This is a genomic window from Cyanobium sp. N5-Cardenillas (assembly GCF_024345515.1).
Lineage (GTDB): Bacteria > Cyanobacteriota > Cyanobacteriia > PCC-6307 > Cyanobiaceae > Cyanobium.
The window spans coordinates 1-14,494 of record NZ_JAGQBG010000056.1 but is presented as its reverse complement, the minus strand read 5'-3'; the positions used below and the strand labels follow the sequence as shown (position 1 = coordinate 14,494).

The 14,494-nt window shown below is 71.4% G+C and carries 19 protein-coding genes and 1 tRNA gene; 12 read left to right on the top strand and 8 right to left on the bottom strand.

The features are described from left to right. The first annotated feature begins 97 nt into the window (after nucleotides 1–97). Both aroQ and KBZ04_RS06500 read left to right on the top strand, forming a co-directional pair. Complete coding sequence (gene aroQ, locus KBZ04_RS06505; RefSeq protein WP_254991128.1) at nucleotides 98–535, top strand: type II 3-dehydroquinate dehydratase; 438 nt, start codon at nucleotides 98–100, stop codon at nucleotides 533–535. Continuing rightward, the gene (locus tag KBZ04_RS06500; protein WP_254991127.1) at nucleotides 532–1,140 is read left to right on the top strand and encodes a tRNA-(ms[2]io[6]A)-hydroxylase; all 609 of its coding nucleotides are present in this window, start codon (nucleotides 532–534) and stop codon (nucleotides 1,138–1,140) included. Before aroQ ends, KBZ04_RS06500 begins: the two co-directional genes overlap by 4 nt. 9 nt (nucleotides 1,141–1,149) lie before the next feature. Here KBZ04_RS06500 and KBZ04_RS06495 read toward each other — a convergent pair whose 3' ends face one another. Further along, nucleotides 1,150–1,716, bottom strand: coding sequence for a 1,2-dihydroxy-3-keto-5-methylthiopentene dioxygenase (locus tag KBZ04_RS06495; protein ID WP_254991126.1), 567 nt, complete (start codon nucleotides 1,714–1,716; stop codon nucleotides 1,150–1,152). Between the two features lie 100 nt (nucleotides 1,717–1,816). On the opposite strand from KBZ04_RS06495, the gene cobI reads away from it, so the two are divergent. Beyond that, on the top strand, nucleotides 1,817–2,527 hold the full coding sequence (cobI, locus tag KBZ04_RS06490; RefSeq protein ID WP_254991125.1) for a precorrin-2 C(20)-methyltransferase: 711 nt from the start codon (nucleotides 1,817–1,819) through the stop codon (nucleotides 2,525–2,527). Nucleotides 2,528–2,585: 58 nt separating this feature from the next. Then, nucleotides 2,586–3,212, top strand: coding sequence for a DUF4079 domain-containing protein (locus KBZ04_RS06485; protein ID WP_254991124.1), 627 nt, complete (start codon nucleotides 2,586–2,588; stop codon nucleotides 3,210–3,212). On the opposite strand, the gene dusB is transcribed toward KBZ04_RS06485, so the two are convergent. After that, nucleotides 3,169–4,224, bottom strand: a complete 1,056-nt coding sequence (dusB, locus tag KBZ04_RS06480) for a tRNA dihydrouridine synthase DusB (RefSeq protein WP_254991123.1) — start codon at nucleotides 4,222–4,224, stop codon at nucleotides 3,169–3,171. The genes KBZ04_RS06485 and dusB overlap by 44 nt on opposite strands. Nucleotides 4,225–4,241: 17 nt before the next feature. On the opposite strand from dusB, the gene KBZ04_RS06475 reads away from it, so the two are divergent. The 7 genes from KBZ04_RS06475 (at nucleotide 4,242) to proC (ending at nucleotide 9,577) form a co-directional block, all read left to right on the top strand. Then, nucleotides 4,242–4,751, top strand: a complete 510-nt coding sequence (locus tag KBZ04_RS06475) for a DUF1823 family protein (protein ID WP_254991122.1) — start codon at nucleotides 4,242–4,244, stop codon at nucleotides 4,749–4,751. 57 nt (nucleotides 4,752–4,808) lie between these two features. After that, nucleotides 4,809–6,173, top strand: a complete 1,365-nt coding sequence (gene der / locus KBZ04_RS06470; protein ID WP_254991121.1) for a ribosome biogenesis GTPase Der — start codon at nucleotides 4,809–4,811, stop codon at nucleotides 6,171–6,173. 26 nt (nucleotides 6,174–6,199) lie between these two features. After that, complete coding sequence (locus KBZ04_RS06465; protein ID WP_254991120.1) at nucleotides 6,200–7,153, top strand: CbiQ family ECF transporter T component; 954 nt, start codon at nucleotides 6,200–6,202, stop codon at nucleotides 7,151–7,153. A gap of 22 nt (nucleotides 7,154–7,175) precedes the next feature. Next, nucleotides 7,176–7,442, top strand: a complete 267-nt coding sequence (locus tag KBZ04_RS06460) for a PipX family protein (protein ID WP_254991119.1) — start codon at nucleotides 7,176–7,178, stop codon at nucleotides 7,440–7,442. Beyond that, nucleotides 7,442–8,128, top strand: coding sequence for a YggS family pyridoxal phosphate-dependent enzyme (locus KBZ04_RS06455; RefSeq protein WP_254991118.1), 687 nt, complete (start codon nucleotides 7,442–7,444; stop codon nucleotides 8,126–8,128). The genes KBZ04_RS06460 and KBZ04_RS06455 overlap by 1 nt, the downstream gene beginning before the upstream one ends. Before the next feature lie 74 nt (nucleotides 8,129–8,202). Continuing rightward, the gene (locus KBZ04_RS06450; protein ID WP_254991117.1) at nucleotides 8,203–8,775 is read left to right on the top strand and encodes a cell division protein SepF; all 573 of its coding nucleotides are present in this window, start codon (nucleotides 8,203–8,205) and stop codon (nucleotides 8,773–8,775) included. Beyond that, a complete protein-coding gene (gene proC / locus KBZ04_RS06445; protein ID WP_254991116.1) occupies nucleotides 8,762–9,577 on the top strand; it encodes a pyrroline-5-carboxylate reductase in 816 nt (271 codons plus the stop codon). The genes KBZ04_RS06450 and proC overlap by 14 nt, the downstream gene beginning before the upstream one ends. A gap of 28 nt (nucleotides 9,578–9,605) precedes the next feature. On the opposite strand, the gene plsY is transcribed toward proC, so the two are convergent. From plsY to KBZ04_RS06420, 5 genes are read right to left on the bottom strand one after another with little or no spacing between them, the layout of a single operon-like run. Further along, the gene (gene plsY / locus KBZ04_RS06440; RefSeq protein WP_254991115.1) at nucleotides 9,606–10,244 is read right to left on the bottom strand and encodes a glycerol-3-phosphate 1-O-acyltransferase PlsY; all 639 of its coding nucleotides are present in this window, start codon (nucleotides 10,242–10,244) and stop codon (nucleotides 9,606–9,608) included. Between the two features lie 18 nt (nucleotides 10,245–10,262). After that, nucleotides 10,263–11,201 carry a DUF3086 domain-containing protein gene (locus KBZ04_RS06435; RefSeq protein WP_254991114.1) on the bottom strand — a complete coding sequence of 313 codons (939 nt, stop codon included), beginning with the start codon at nucleotides 11,199–11,201 and terminating at the stop codon, nucleotides 10,263–10,265. A 30-nt stretch (nucleotides 11,202–11,231) separates the two neighbouring features. Beyond that, nucleotides 11,232–11,681, bottom strand: coding sequence for a DUF3119 family protein (locus KBZ04_RS06430; RefSeq protein ID WP_254991113.1), 450 nt, complete (start codon nucleotides 11,679–11,681; stop codon nucleotides 11,232–11,234). Beyond that, complete coding sequence (locus tag KBZ04_RS06425; protein ID WP_254957532.1) at nucleotides 11,678–12,427, bottom strand: MlaE family ABC transporter permease; 750 nt, start codon at nucleotides 12,425–12,427, stop codon at nucleotides 11,678–11,680. Before KBZ04_RS06425 ends, KBZ04_RS06430 begins: the two co-directional genes overlap by 4 nt. Continuing rightward, the gene (locus KBZ04_RS06420; protein ID WP_409995938.1) at nucleotides 12,424–13,806 is read right to left on the bottom strand and encodes an MFS transporter; all 1,383 of its coding nucleotides are present in this window, start codon (nucleotides 13,804–13,806) and stop codon (nucleotides 12,424–12,426) included. Before KBZ04_RS06420 ends, KBZ04_RS06425 begins: the two co-directional genes overlap by 4 nt. Nucleotides 13,807–13,981: 175 nt before the next feature. On the opposite strand from KBZ04_RS06420, the gene KBZ04_RS06415 reads away from it, so the two are divergent. After that, nucleotides 13,982–14,052: transfer RNA gene (locus KBZ04_RS06415), tRNA-Gly, on the top strand. Here the strand turns inward: KBZ04_RS06415 and KBZ04_RS14340 are convergent. After that, nucleotides 14,007–14,468, bottom strand: a complete 462-nt coding sequence (locus KBZ04_RS14340) for a hypothetical protein (RefSeq protein WP_409995939.1) — start codon at nucleotides 14,466–14,468, stop codon at nucleotides 14,007–14,009. The two genes, KBZ04_RS06415 and KBZ04_RS14340, sit on opposite strands and share 46 nt — an antisense overlap. Between the last annotated feature and the right edge of the window lie 26 nt (nucleotides 14,469–14,494).

Genomic DNA, 14,494 nt, shown 5'->3' with positions numbered 1-14,494 from the left:
AGGCAGAGCCAGCGGATTTACAGTCCGCCCCCATTAACCACTCGGGCACCGACCCGAACCACACCTTCAGAACTTACCAGCCGACCTTCCACCCACCATGCGCCTGCTCGTGCTCCACGGCCCCAACCTCAACCTGCTCGGCCAGCGGGAGCCCGGCCTCTATGGCAGCAGCACCCTGGCGGCCATCGATGCGGCCCTGGAGCAGCAGGCTGGGGAGCTGGGGGTGGAGCTGGTCTGCTTCCAGAGCAACCATGAGGGGGCCCTGGTCGACCGCATTCAGCAGGCCGGCACCTGCGACGGGATCCTGATCAATGCCGCCGCCTATACCCACACCTCGGTGGCGATCCGCGATGCCCTGCTGGCGGTGGCCGTGCCGTTCGTGGAGGTGCACCTGAGCAACACCCACGCCCGCGAGCGCTTCCGCCATCGCTCCCTGCTGGCCGATCGGGCGCTGGGGGTGATCTGTGGCTTCGGCCCCACCAGCTACCGCCTCGCCCTGGATGGCCTGGTGGCCCATCTGCGGGCGGCGGCATGAGCGGCGCCTCCCTGCCGCCGGCGGCCGCCGCCCGTGTGAAATGGCTGGCCGCCCCCAGCAGCGCCGCCTGGCTGGAGCAGGCCCTGGCCCACCCCGAGCTGCTCCTGATCGACCATGCCCACTGCGAGCGCAAGGCGGCCGGCGCCGCCCTGCAGCTGATGTTCCGCTACCCCTCCGACAGGGAGCTGGCCGCGGTGCTCAGCCCCCTGGCCCGGGAGGAGCTGGAGCACTTCGAGCGGGTGCAGGCCCTGCTGGAGCGCCGGGGCCTTGCCCTGCGGGCCCTGGCCGCCCCGCCCTATGGCGCCGCCCTGGCGGCCCTGGTGCGGCGCAATGAGCCGGAGCGGATGCTCGACAGCTTCCTGGTGGCGGGCCTGATTGAGGCCCGCAGCCACGAGCGCATGGCCCTGCTGGCCGCCCACAGCCCCGACCCGGAGCTGCTCTACGCCGACCTCCTGGCCAGTGAGGCCCGCCATTTCGGCCTCTACTGGGTGCTGTGCGAACGGCGCTGGCCCCGGCCGGTGGTGGCCGAACGCCTCACGGCCCTGGCCGCGGGCGAGGCGGAGATCCTGGCCAGCCTCCATCCCCAGCCGCGCATGCACAGCTGAGCCGGGCCCTCAGGCCGCGGTCAGCACCTCCTCCAGGAGGGGGAAGCGCGTGGCGATCGGATCGCCGGTGAAGGTGGCCACCCAGCCCTCGCTGTTGTTGAAGAATCGCAGGGCGCAGAAGCTGGGGCGCTCACCGGTGTCGAACCAGTGGGGGGTGCCGGCGGGCACGCCGATCCAGTCGCCCTGCTCGCACACCACCTGCACCACCTCGTCGGCGATGTGCAGGCAGAACAGGCCGCGGCCCTCGACGAAGAAGCGCACCTCGTCTTCGGCGTGGGTGTGCTCGGAGAGGAACTTCGCCCGCAGGGCCTCCCGATCCGGGTGATCGGGGCCGAGGCGGATGGCATCCACCGTGCGGTACCCCCCGTCGGCCTGGACCCGGTTGATCTCAGCGGCGTAGGCGGCCAGGATCGCCGCCTGGTCGGCGTCCGTCGCCAGGGCCACCGGTGTGGCCCAGCGCTCGAAGCGCACGCCCCGGGCCCCCAGTTCGCGGGCGATCGCTTCGCCGTCGCTGGTTTGCACAAGCGGAGGTTCGTGGCCGCCGCCGCTGGCGGGGCGGATCACCAGGTGGGTCATCGGAGCGCTTCAGGGCGTTCATGGAAGCTGCAGCCTAGAAAGGCCCGACGCGAACCTCAGCCCCATCGCCGACCCTGCAGCCAGTGCCGGCCTCACCCTGGTGGGGGTGGGGCCCGGTGATCCGAACCTGCTCACCGTCGCCGCGGTGCGCACCATCGAATCCGCCGACACCGTGGCCTACCCGGTTGCCCGCGAAGGGGCCCTGGGCATGGCGGCCAGCATCGCCGACCCCTGGATCGCTCCTGGGCAGCGGCGGCTGCCTCTGGTGTTTCCGATGGTGGCGGCGGCCGAGCCCCGCCGGCAGGCCTGGCAGGACGCCGCCGACCGGCTGGCCGCGGAGGTGGCCGGCGGGCGGGCGGTGGTGCTGCTCTGCGAGGGCGATGTGTCGCTGTTCGCCAGCAGCAGCTACGTGCTGCTGGCCCTGCGGCAACGCCATCCCGGCCTCCCCGTCCGCCTGATCCCGGGCATCAGCGCCGTGGCCGCGGCCGCCGCCGCCGGGGCCTGGCCCCTGGCGCTGCAGCAGGAGGGCCTCCTGATCCGACCCACCCCGGAGCAGCCCCAGGAGCTGGAGGAGCTGCTGGCCCAGGCGGCGGCCGGGGGCTGGGTGCTGGCCCTGCTCAAGCTGGGGGGGCGCTGGCCTTGGGTGCGCCCCCTGCTGGCCGAGCGGGGTCTGCTGGCGGACGCGTTGTTTGCCCAGCGGGTGGGCTGGCCCGACCAGCGGCTCTGTCCGGCCGCCGAGGTGCCCGCCACCGAGGTCCCCTACTTCTCCCTGCTGCTGGTCCGGCAGGGGTGGCCGGCGGTGCTTCCATGACCGTTCGCGTTGTCCCCCGCCCTTGCCGATGCCCACCTTTGGGATGACAGCCAACGGCATGACCGCCACCGACTGGTTCGCCCTGCTGCACCCGGTGGTGATCATCCTGTTCGTCTATCCGGTGGTGGGAGCCACCATCCGGCTGGGGATCCTGGCGCGGGAACGGCGCCTCGACATCAACCCCCTGCCGCCGACGGTCGGGGTGGAGCACACCGACCATGGCCGCTGGGTGACCTCGGGTGTGGTGGTGGCCGTGCTGATCGCCATGGCGGCCACCTACGCCAGGGGGGGCGCCGTCGGCGGTGCCGGCACCGGCGCGGCGCTGCTGCTCGCCGGCGTGGGCTGCCTGGTGAGCTGCCTGGCCCTGTGGCGGGCCAAGGGGGCCGGGCTGCGGGCCGGTTTCGCCCTGATCTGCTGGCTGGGGCTGCTGACCCTGGGAGCCCAGCCCGCCCTGTGGCACCTGGGCCGCAGTCCCTTCGACGGGGGCGTGTGGGGGTCCCATTACTGGAGCGGGGTGCTGCTGTGTGGCCTGCTGCTGTTCGCCATGGCAGCCGCCCCCGAGACCCTGCGCTCCCCCCGGATGCGGCGGCTGCACGTCAGCGCCGCCTTCCTGACGGCCCTGCTGCTGGCGGTGCAGGCCATCAGCGGCAGCCGGGACCTGCTGGGGATGGCTCTGGGGCACTGATCTCCAGCTCCGCCTCCGCCCGGTAGAGGAGGCCCAAGGCGCTCTCCAGGCAGGGGGCGACCATCAGCTCCCGGCGCAGCTGGGCCGCGCCGGCGAAGCCCTGGCAGGTCCAGCCCAGGTGCTTGCGGGCGATCAGCAGGCCCTGATCGCCGCGGGCGGCCACCAGGGCCTCCAGGTGCTCCCTCGCCAGGGCGATGCGGGCGCGGCTGTCGGGCTCGGGGGGCAGGGGCCGGCCGGCGAGGGCCGCGGCGATGCGCCCCACCAGCCAGGGTTGCCCCAGGCTGCCCCGTCCCACCATCACCCCGTCGGCACCGGTGATCGCCAGGCAGCGCAGGGCCTCCTCCGGGCTGGTGATGTCGCCGTTGGCGATCAGCGGGATCCGCAGGGCCGCCTTCACGCGCCCGATCGCCCCCCAGTCGGCCCGGCCCGAAAAGCCCTGCTCCCGGGTGCGGCCGTGGAGGGTGAGGGCACTGGCGCCGGCGTTCTGCAGGGCCAGGGCGAAGCCCACCGGATCGGCACTGGCCCCGCACCAGCCCAGCCGGGTCTTCACCGTCACCGGCACCCGCACCGCCGCCGCCACCGCCGCCACGATCCGCAGGGCCAGATCCGGCTGGCGCAGCAGGCCGCTGCCGCCCCCCTTGCGGGCGATCTTGCGCACCGGACAGCCCATGTTGATGTCGATCAGCCAGGCCCCGGCGGCCTCGGCCCGGCGGGCCGCTTCGGCCATGGCCTCGGGCCGGTGGTCGAACAGCTGGACCCCGACGGGGCCGGGATCCTGGTCGAGGGCGGCCATCTTGGCGCCGCCGTGGCCCAGCTCCAGGGCCGTGGCATTGACCATCTCCGTGAACAGGAGGGCGTCGGGGGCCCAGCGGCGCACCAGGGCGCGAAAGATCCCGTCGCTCACCCCCGCCAGGGGCGACTGCAGCACCCGGCAGGTGAGCAGCCTGTCGGTGCCGTTGCCGTCCAGGTGGAGGGCGCCGGTGGGGCAGGGGTGACCGGTGGGAGTGGGCATGCTGGGGTCACTCTCGGATGCCAAACGCCGCTTTGGACGCTGCTCCCGCTCCCCCCTTGAAGCCCGATGGCGCCCCGGAACCCTTCCCCCTCAGCCGCGCCCTGCTGGAGGCGGTGCTGGACGACCGCACCAGCGATCGCTTCGTCTGCCAGCTGATCTGGCCGCGGCTGGGGTACCGTCCCGGCGCCGATGGTCTCAGGCCGGCCGGCCCCGACACCCCGCCCGCCTGGGCCGAGGCTTTTCCGCTGGCGCCGGAGCTGATCGCCGAGCGGCCGGCGAGCGTGCGGCTCACACGCTCAATCGCCCCCGAGCACAAGCTGCTGCTCAAGCAGCAGCTGGGCTTCGCCGGTTACCGCATCGGCGGGCTCTACCCCCGCCGCACCCGGCGGGCCACGGCGGTGAACTGGTTGCTGGCCCACCTGGCCGAGCGGGGCGAACCGCTGCCGGATACAGGGCCGCTGCCGGAGCTCCTGGATCCGCCCAGCGATCCGGTGGCCGGCCACCCCGGGGATCTGCCGGTGGGTTGAGTCGACGGTCCCTCTGTAGGGTCTAGGTAACGCATCCGTCGTAAGGAATAAGTCAGATTGGCGCTCCCCGTCGTCGCCGTGATCGGACGCCCCAACGTGGGCAAGTCCACCCTGGTCAACAGGCTCTGCAGCAGCCGTGAGGCCATCGTTCACGACCAGCCCGGTGTGACCCGGGACCGCACCTACCAGGAGGGGTTCTGGGGTGACCGCACCTTCCGGGTGGTGGACACCGGCGGCCTGGTGTTCGACGACGACAGCGAATTCCTGCCCGAGATCCGGGAGCAGGCCAATCTGGCCCTGGCCGAGGCCTCGGTGGCCGTGGTGATCGTGGACGGCCAGCAGGGCGTCACCGCCGCCGACGAATCCATCGCCGAGTGGCTGCGGGGCCAGTCGGTGCCGGTGCTGCTGGGGGTGAACAAGTGCGAATCCCCCGACCAGGGCCTGGCCATGGCGGCCGACTTCTGGGGCCTGGGCCTCGGCGAACCCCACCCCATCTCCGCCATCCACGGCGCCGGCACCGGCGACCTGCTCGACCGGGTGATCAGCTTCCTGCCGGCCACCACCGAGGCGGAGGGGCCCGAGCCGATCCAGCTGGCGATCATCGGCCGCCCCAACGTGGGCAAGTCGAGCCTGCTCAATGCCATCTGCGGCGAGAACCGGGCCATCGTCAGCCCGATCCGCGGCACCACCCGCGACACCATCGACACCACCCTGGAACGGGAGGGGCTCACCTGGAAGCTGCTCGACACCGCCGGCATCCGCCGCCGCCGCAGTGTCGACTACGGCCCGGAGTACTTCGGCATCACCCGCAGCTTCAAGGCGATCGAGCGCAGTGATGTCTGCGTCCTCGTGATCGATGCCCTTGATGGCGTCACCGAACAGGACCAGCGCCTGGCGGGCCGGATCGAGGAGGACGGCCGGGCCTGTGCGGTGGTGGTCAACAAGTGGGACCTGATCGAGAAGGACAGCCACACCATGAGCGCGATGGAGAAGGAGCTGCGGGCGAAGCTCTACTTCCTCGATTGGGCGCCGATGCTGTTCACCTCCGCCCTCACAGGCCAGCGGGTGGAGAGCATCTTCGCCATCGCCGCGGTGGCGGTTGAGCAGCACCGCCGCCGGGTGAGCACCTCTGTGGTGAACGAGGTGCTGCAGGAGGCCCTGCGCTGGCGTTCGCCCCCCACCACCCGCGGCGGCCGCCAGGGCCGCCTCTACTACGGCACCCAGGTGGCGACGCGCCCCCCCAGCTTCACCCTGTTCGTCAACGACCCCAAGCTGTTCGGCGACACCTACCGCCGTTACGTCGAGCGCCAGATCCGCGAAGCCCTGGGCTTCGAGGGATCGCCGGTGCGGCTGTTCTGGCGCGGCAAGCAGCAGCGCGATGCCGAGAAGGAGCAGGCCCGCCAGCAGAGCCGGGGCGGCTGACGTCGATGGTGGGGGAGCTGGCCTGAATGGACTGGTTGCGGCAGCTGCCGATCGGGCAGTACGTCGATGAGGGCGAGGCCGGCCGTGAGGGCGGTGGCAGCTGGCTGAAGCGGCTCGACCCGCGCGTCAAGCTGGTCTGGACGGTGGCCTTCCTGGTGACGCCGATCCTGGCCGGTCCGCTCTGGCGTCTGGCCCTGGTGGGTCTGCTGTTGCTGATCACCGCCGTCAGTGGCTTGCCCTGGCGCCTCTGGCGGCAGAGCCTGCCGCTGCTGATCGCCCTGGCGCTGCTGGTGGGGCTGCTGAGTGCCCTGTTGCCGGCCTCCGGAGGGGTGCCGGCCAGCCTCCAGCGTCCCCCCGGCGAGCTGCGATTGGTCCCGGGAACTCCCGGCGCCCCACCCCCGACGCGGGCCGGCCTGTCCTGGGAGCTGGTGCGCTGGGGCCCCGTGATGGCCGGTCCCCTGGAGCTGGGCCCCCTGGTGGTGACCCGCCGCTCCGCCGAACTCGGCATCAACGGGGCCACCCTTCTGTTCACCGTTATCCACAGCGCCAACCTGCTGCTGCTCTCCACCCCACCCGAGGAGCTGGTCTGGACCATCGCCTGGTGGTTGGCTCCCCTCAAGGCCCTGGGCTGGCCCGTGGAGCGTCTGGGCTTCACCCTGCTGTTGTCCCTGCGCTTTCTGCCCCTTGTGCAGGAGGAACTCCAGAACCTGCTGCGCTCGATCGCCACCCGGGCGGTGAGCCTGCGGCGCCTGGGCTGGAAGGCCAGTCTCGGCCTGGTGCTGGCCGTGGGGGAGCGGCTGCTGGCCAACGTGCTGCTGCGCTCCGAGCAGGGGGCCGAAGCCCTGATGGCACGGGGCGGGATGTGGCTCCCCCCCGACCGCCTGCACCAACCGGCGGCCACCCCCACCGGCGCCAGCCTGGCGGCGGCGCTGGCGCTGGTGGTGCTGGTGGCGCTGCGCTGGAAAGTCGGTGCCCTTTAATGGCCCCAGCCTGCAGGGAGACGTGAGCACGGAGCGCTATCTGAACCACCCCACCTTCGGGATGCTCTATCGGGTAGCGCCGGTGGCCGAGAGCCGCGATCTTTACGCCACCCTCTACGCCCAGCGCATCTTCTTCCTGGTGACACTCCAGGAGCGGGGGGCCCATTTCGAGGTGATCCCCCTGATGGACGCCCGCCACTTCGCCGAGCAGAACCTGGCCCGCTGCCGCCGCGAGGGTCCCGAAGCCCTGGCCCGCTGGCGCCAGCTCTTCGACCAGACCTTCATCTGATGGCGGAGGCGTCGCCGGAGGCGGCCGAATGGGTTGGCTCCAGCCTGGAGCTGAGGCTACAGGCCTTCCGGGCGGCGCTGCCTGCCACCACCCGGCTGCTGGCGGTGTCGAAGGGCCATCCGGCCGATCTGGTGCGTCAGGCGGCGGCCCTGGGCCAGCGAAGCTTCGGGGAGAGCCGGTTGCAGGAGGCCATCGCCAAGCAGGAGGCCCTGGCCGACCTTCCCGATCTTGACTGGCATTTCATCGGCCGGCTGCAGGCCAACAAGGCCCGCGCCGTGCTGCGCCGCTTCGGCACGATCCATTCCGTCGACAGCCTGGAGCTGGCCCAGCGTCTGCAGCGGATCGCCGCCGAGGAGGGGCTGGCCCCGGGGATCCTGCTGCAGGTCAAGTTCCGCCCCGACCCGGCCAAGACCGGTTTCGACCCCGCCGAGGTGCGCGCCCTGGCGGCCGACCTGGAGCGCCTGCAGCCCCTGCGCTGTCTTGGACTGATGACCATCGCCCCGTTGGGACTCACCCCGGAGGCCCGCCTGGCCCTGTTCCGGGAATGCCGCTCTCTGGCCGATGCCCTGGGGTTCCCCGACTGCTCGATGGGGATGAGCGGCGACTGGCGCGAGGCCGTGGCGGCCGGAAGCACCTGGGTGCGCCTCGGCAGTGTTCTGTTCGGAAGTCGCCCAATCCAGCCATGAAAGGGCGTTTGGATCTTGCCGGCACGGATGTGGGACGCTATTCAAGGCCAAGCATCCTTCCCGAGGTCGACTCCGTGTCGTTGTTCTCCCGCCTGCGTGCCGTCGTCTCCGGTGACGACTATCTCGATGGCGACTTCGACGACGAACTCGACTACGACCCCGGTGACACAACCACCAGCACCACCGGCGCTTCCACGGCCACCAGAAACCCCGGAGCCCTGGCTCTGAGCACGGATTTCTCCACCGACGATCCCTTTGCCGGAACCAACGTCATCGGCATGCCTGGGATCACCAGTGCGGTGGCCGAGGTGTGCCTGATGGAGCCGCGCAGCTTCGACGAAATGCCCCGGGCGATTCAGGCCCTGAGGGAGCGCAAGACCGTCATCCTCAATCTCACGATGATGGAGCCGGATCAGGCACAGCGCGCCGTTGATTTCGTGGCCGGTGGCACCTTCGCCATCGACGGTCACCAGGAACGGGTGGGCGAAAGCATCTTCCTGTTCGCCCCCAGCTGCGTCACGGTCACCACCGCCGGTGGTGAGGATGCGGCTTCCCCAACCGTGGTCTCCGGGCGCACCGGCCCCGTCGACGACCAGCAGGACGCCGCTCCCAGCCCCGCCTGGGGCCGTTCGGATGCCATGGTCTGAGACCTTCGGGGTGGTGGGTCTGGGCCGGATGGCACGGGCCCTGCTCCTGCCCCTGCTGGACAGCGGTCTGGTCGAACGCGCTGATGTACGGGCGGCGGTGGCGACCGAGGCCTCCGCCCTGGGGCTGGCAGGCGAACTCGGCATCCAGGTCTGCACCGACGCGGCCCAGGCCTGGTCGGCTCCGATGGTCCTGCTGGCGGTCAAACCCCAGCAGGTCGAAGCGGTCGCCCCCGCAGCGGCGGCGGCCCTGGCCGCCGCACCCGGCCAAGAGCCCCTGCTGATCTCGGTGCTGGCGGGGGTGCCGCTGCGGCGGCTTCAGGCCCTGTTCCCGGGGCGGGCCTGCGTGCGCGCCGTGCCCAACACCCCGGCCGTGGTGCGGGCCGGCCTCACGGGGCTGAGCTGGGGCGACGGCGTCGACGAGGCCCGGCGCGAGGACGTGCGCCAGCTGTTCGCCCAGGTGGGGGAGGTGCTCGAGCTGCCCGAGATCCAGCTCGACCCGTTTCTGGCCCTCACCTCCTCGGGCCCGGCCTTCCTGGCCCTGGTGGCCGAATCCATGGCCGACGGGGCGGTGGCGGCGGGCCTGCCCCGGCCCCTGGCCAGCCACCTGGCCCACCGCACGATGGCGGGTACGGCGGCCCTGCTGCAGGGCCGGGAGCTGCACCCCGGTGAGCTCAAGGACATGGTGACCAGCCCCGCCGGCACCACGGCCGCCGGCCTGCGGGAGCTGGAGCGAGCTGGCCTGCGGTCGGCCCTGATCGAAGCGGTGCTGGCCGCAGCGGAGCGCAGTCGCCAGCTGGCCTGAGTCGGTTCGCCGACGCGCCCCATCCGGTTCAGTTGCGGCTGGCCCCCAGCCTCGGTTCAGTGCCGGCCATCAGCCGCTGCAGGTTGCTGCGGTGCCGCCAGAGCACCAGGGCCGTGGTGAGCAGGGCCAGGCTCAGGTAGGCCGGCCGCAGGCCGGAGTCGCCGAAGGAGCCCAGCATCAGCAGCGGCAGGGACAGGGCCGCCACCACGCTGGAGAGCGACACGATCCGGCTCAGGCTCAAGGTGGTGAGAAAAATGCCGAAACAGGCCAGTCCCACGGGCCAGGTCAGGCCCAGCAGCATGCCGAGGCCGGTGGCCACCGCCTTGCCGCCTTTCCAGCCCAGCCACACCGGCCAGATGTGGCCCGCCAGGGCCGCCAGGCCTGTTGCCACCACCCCCCAGTCGCTGGCGGTGCTGAAGCCCCCGAGGGGTTGCAGCACCGCCTTGGCCACCAGCACGGCCGCGGTGCCCTTGAGCACGTCGAGCAGGAACACCGCCAGCGCCGGACCCTTCCCCAGCACCCGCAGCACGTTGGTGGCACCGGTGGAGCCGGAGCCCTCCTGGCGCAGGTCGATGCCGGCGAGCCAGCGGCCCGCCAGCCAGCCAGAGGGAATCGAGCCCAGCAGGTAACCCAACGGCAGCAGCAGCAGATCGGGAAGGAAGGCCATGGGAGAAGGAAGGGAGGGTCAGTAGAGATCGGCTTCGGCGTCGATCTCTCCGGGAGCAGCCGCGAAGGCCAGCCACAGGGGGAACTGAAGGATCGGAATCTCGATCACCTGCTCGGCGGCATCGATCACGATGAAGGGCAGCTCGCCCCGTTCCTCGAGCCGGTCGGCCCGCTCGATCAGGGCGTCGGGCCGCTCGAACAGCACGATGCCGCTGGCGGGGCCGAAGTCGTCACGGCTCAGCCCCAGGCAGTCCTGCAGTCCCCGGCGCCATTCCCCCAGCCGCTCCGGCTGGCTGGCCAGCACCAGCGTCTGGAAGCGCTCGCCGTAGAGCTCCCCGAGGATCGCGATCGCCGCCGCCGCCGCCAGGGCGTTGCGGCTGCGGCTGCCGCCACTGGCCTGGGCGCCCCGCCCCCCCTGGGAGAGGAACCAGTCCTCCAACCTGGTGGCGGCTGACGGCTCCAGGGTGCGGCGCAGCTTCCAGGGATCGGCGTAGAAATCGGGCTGGCCGCCGAACTGTTCCAACCGTTCCCGGATCAGGTCCGCATCGTCGCTGAACAGGCCGGCGGCGGCAGGGGCGACGGCGGGCTCCCGCTCGACGCCGGGATCCGGGCTGCCCGTGGCCTGGTCGAGGGGGGAGGGCTGCACCACCAGGGGCTGGACCACCAGCTCCATCTGCTCGGCGGCCGCGGCCAGATCCTGCAGGGCCCCCACCAGGTACTCCTGGAACCCCTTGAGCCGCCGGGCGATGGCATCCGACTGGCCGGCGAAGCTGCCGGCGATCTCCCTGTTGATCTGCTCCCGGCGGGCTTCCAGCTGGGCGATGTCCCCCAGGAGCTCGTCGCGGCGCTGGCGCAGTTCCGTCAGGGCCAGGTCGAGCAGCCCGCCATCCGCCGCGGCAGGGACCTGGGGGGTGGTGTCGGCGGGCTCGGTGGCGGGTGGTTCGGGTCGGTCGCTCATGACAGGCAGGCAAGCAAGGCAGCGTTGGACTCAGGCGGGGTTGCGGGGAGCGCCGCTGGTGGGCGGCAGGCGCTGCCCCAACTGCTCCCGCAGCGCCGTGGCATCGAACAGCATCGGCAACAGGTGGATGCTGTTCTCCTCTCGGAAATAGAACAGCACCGGCAGGGCCGGCCACCACACCCGCCAGCCGATCCAGGCGTCGTAGGGAAAGCGGCGGATCACGGTGTCGCGGCGGGCCACCAGCAGGGCCTCCGGCGCGAAGCGCAACCGCAGCAGGACCGTCTGCAGCAGCAGGAACAGCCCCATCACCGCCGTCCCCAGGGCCAGCCAGAGCGCGCCACCCCAGAGGGGGCGCAGCCCCAGGCAGGCGCCCGCCAGCAGCAGCAGGCCGAGCGGCACCCAGAAGCGGGGGCGAAGCACCACCTCATCCGCAGCGGTGTCGGCGGGCGAGGGGGGGGGCGAGGCGGGGGTGGTGGTCATTGGCCGAAGAGCAACTGGGTGAGCAGCACGTCCACCAGGGCGACGCTGACGAGAATCATGACCACGGCACCGGTGGTGCTGGCGCCCACCTCCTTGGGTCCGCCACGGGTGGTGAGACCCCAGCCGCAGGCGATGACGGCGATCATCAGACCGAACACCACGGCCTTGAGCAGCATCGAGGGCAGGTCGTCGGGCTCCATCCAGACCCGCACCGAGTTCCAGAAGACGGTGGGCGGAATGCTGTAAAGCAGCGTGCTGCTCACCTGGCCCGACCAGATGGCCATCCAGAAGAACAGCAGGCACTGCACCGGCGCCATCACCACCATGGCCAGGACCCGTGGCACCACCAGATACTGCACGGGGTCGGTGCGCAGCATCGTGATGGCGTCGATCTGCTCCGTGACCTTCATGGTGCCCAGCTGGGCGGCATAGGCCGTGGCCACCTTGCCGGTGAGCAGGGTGGCGGTGAGCAGCGGCGCGATCTCCCGCGAGAGGCCCAGGGCCAGCAGCCCACCGACGGCCGAGCTGGCCCCCTGCTTGGAGAGTTCCGCCGCCACCTGGATGTTGAACACGGTGCCGGCCGCCAGGGCCGTGATCAGCACGATCAGGAAGCTGCCAGGTCCGGCCTCCAGCAGTTCCTGGACCAGATCCACCATGCCGATGCGGCCGCGGGCGATGGCGCTGACGGCCTGTCCGCCGATCATCAGGCTGGATCCCAGTCGCTGCAGCCAGCGCGGCGCCTTCATGGCGCGGAGGCGGGCAGGGCCTCCGGGTGGGGCCCCCGTTCCGGCCAGCGCCGCATCACCACCAGGCCCAGCACCACCAGCAGCGCCGGGATCAGGCCCATGCACATCCGGATCGCCAGCAGGGCGCTGTCGGGTTGCAGGATGCCCTTGGCCGCCTGGTAGCCGCTGAGGCTCATCAGATTGCCGAAGAAGAACAGGGCCAGGCTGATGCAGATCTTCTGGGTGAACACCATCCAGGCGCTGTAGAGGCCGGCGGGCTTCTCCGGATCGGCATCGATGGCATCCGGCAGCAGGGCCCAGGGGATCAGGTAGGCGGTGGAGGCCCCCAGGCCGACGACCAGGATCGTGACCACCAGGGCACAGAGCCGCAGGAGATTGCCGGACGAGGCGGTGGGGCCGATGGCGGCATCGAGGGGCACCAGCAGCATCGCCATCAGACAGGCGGCGATCCAGAGGCTGGTGCCCCAGTGCAGGGCCGTGAGGCGACCGCGCTGACGGGCGACGGCGGTCCAGAGCTGGAGCCCCACCAGGGTGCTGACCTGGAAGGGCAGCAGGATCCAGTTGCTCCAGCCTTCCGGCAGCCGCATCACCACCGGCAGGTAGATCAGCGCCGCCGTCTGCATGATCTGCAGGGCGCACCAGAGCAGCAGGTACAACCCCAGCACCATCTGGAAGCGCCCGTTGCTGCCCAGCCGGGCCAGGAGCCGCCGTGTGGTGCCCCGCTGGCTGGCGGGCCGCTGGCAGTGTCGCGCTGCCGGGGCGATGCCCCAGCCACAGAGCAGGGTCGAGCAGGTGATCAGCACCCCGGAGAAGATCCCCACCTGCAGGTAGCTGTCGGGGTTCTGGTGATCCTTCAGCAGCAGGCCCCCCAGCACGATCCCCACCAGGCCGGCGATGATCGAGCCGGTGAAGCGGGCGCTGTTGAGGCGGGTGCGCAGGTTGACGCTGGTGGTGAGTTCAGCGGCCAGGGCCGAGTAGGGAAGGTTGACGCAGGTGTAGAGGCTGTTGGCCACCATGGAGATGGCCACGAACACGGCGAACCGGACCCAGAGCCCTCCCGGTGGCAGCCACCACATCAGGGCCATGGCGAAGCCGAGCGGAACGGCGCTGCCGAGGATCCAGGGCAGCCGGGGCCCCCAGGGCGAGCGGGTCTTGTCGCTCAGCCAGCCCACGATCGGGTCGTTGATGGCATCCCAGAGCCGGGCCGTCATCAGCACCAGGCCGGCCATCCAGGCCGGCAGGCCCGCCGCCGAGGTGTAGAAGATGAACAGATAGAAGCCGATCAGGGAGGCGGCCATCCCCGTACCGGCATCCCCCATGCCGTAGGCGAGCAGCACCCGGCGGCGTTGACCGGCCGGCAGGTCCGCCGTGTCCACCACACACGCTGGTAAGTCCGGCGCTGTCGGCGGCGGGGTGGACGGCGTGGGGGAGGTCAAACCTGGAGGCGCTCCTGTGGGGGTCGTCCGGTGTCGGTGATCCGGCCTTGGGAGGCCGGTGCAGGTCATAATGCTTCAGCCGGTTCCGGCGAACCAGCTCCAGTACCTCTGTACTGCTGCGGGCGTAGTTTAGTGGTAAAACCTCAGCCTTCCAAGCTGATGATGCGGGTTCGATTCCCGCCGCCCGCTTTCTTCTTCCCCGTAGCGGCCTTGGCCCTGGGGGGCGTTTCCACCTGGGTTTTCTCGAGCAGGGGCGCGGCCACCAGCAGCATCAGGCTGCGGCTCTCCAGGGGGGCCGTGGACGGCAGCCAGGGTTCAGGCGTGGCGGGCAGGTCGTGGCCGCCGGGGATGGCCGTGTCGATGACCCGGCGCCAGCCGGCCGGTTGGGCTGGCAGGGCGAACTGCATGGGCTGGTAGTAGGCGTTCATCCCACACCAGATCAACGGCCCGATGCTGGCGTCGTGGAGGCTCCAGGCCAGGCAGTGGGACCAGCTGGCCCAGTCCGGCTTGCCCAGCTCGAGGCCGTGCCATTCCCGCCAGAGGGGCTGGTTGCCGGTGCCCCTGACCGGCCCACCGGGGGTGGGGGGGAGCTCCTGGTTGAGCACGGGGGCCAGCCGCTGACGCAGCTGGA

What these genes read in the sequence shown, in the direction of transcription:
- aroQ (WP_254991128.1), top strand. Translation starts at nt 98, where the DNA reads ATGCGCCTGCTCGTGCTCCACGGCCCCAACCTCAACCTGCTCGGCCAG.
- KBZ04_RS06500 (WP_254991127.1), top strand. Translation starts at nt 532, where the DNA reads ATGAGCGGCGCCTCCCTGCCGCCGGCGGCCGCCGCCCGTGTGAAATGG.
- KBZ04_RS06495 (WP_254991126.1), bottom strand. Translation starts at nt 1,716, where the DNA reads ATGACCCACCTGGTGATCCGCCCCGCCAGCGGCGGCGGCCACGAACCT.
- KBZ04_RS06485 (WP_254991124.1), top strand. Translation starts at nt 2,586, where the DNA reads ATGACCGCCACCGACTGGTTCGCCCTGCTGCACCCGGTGGTGATCATC.
- dusB (WP_254991123.1), bottom strand. Translation starts at nt 4,224, where the DNA reads ATGCCCACTCCCACCGGTCACCCCTGCCCCACCGGCGCCCTCCACCTG.
- KBZ04_RS06475 (WP_254991122.1), top strand. Translation starts at nt 4,242, where the DNA reads ATGCCAAACGCCGCTTTGGACGCTGCTCCCGCTCCCCCCTTGAAGCCC.
- KBZ04_RS06465 (WP_254991120.1), top strand. Translation starts at nt 6,200, where the DNA reads ATGGACTGGTTGCGGCAGCTGCCGATCGGGCAGTACGTCGATGAGGGC.
- KBZ04_RS06455 (WP_254991118.1), top strand. Translation starts at nt 7,442, where the DNA reads ATGGCGGAGGCGTCGCCGGAGGCGGCCGAATGGGTTGGCTCCAGCCTG.
- proC (WP_254991116.1), top strand. Translation starts at nt 8,762, where the DNA reads ATGCCATGGTCTGAGACCTTCGGGGTGGTGGGTCTGGGCCGGATGGCA.
- plsY (WP_254991115.1), bottom strand. Translation starts at nt 10,244, where the DNA reads ATGGCCTTCCTTCCCGATCTGCTGCTGCTGCCGTTGGGTTACCTGCTG.
- KBZ04_RS06435 (WP_254991114.1), bottom strand. Translation starts at nt 11,201, where the DNA reads ATGAGCGACCGACCCGAACCACCCGCCACCGAGCCCGCCGACACCACC.
- KBZ04_RS06430 (WP_254991113.1), bottom strand. Translation starts at nt 11,681, where the DNA reads ATGACCACCACCCCCGCCTCGCCCCCCCCCTCGCCCGCCGACACCGCT.
- KBZ04_RS06425 (WP_254957532.1), bottom strand. Translation starts at nt 12,427, where the DNA reads ATGAAGGCGCCGCGCTGGCTGCAGCGACTGGGATCCAGCCTGATGATC.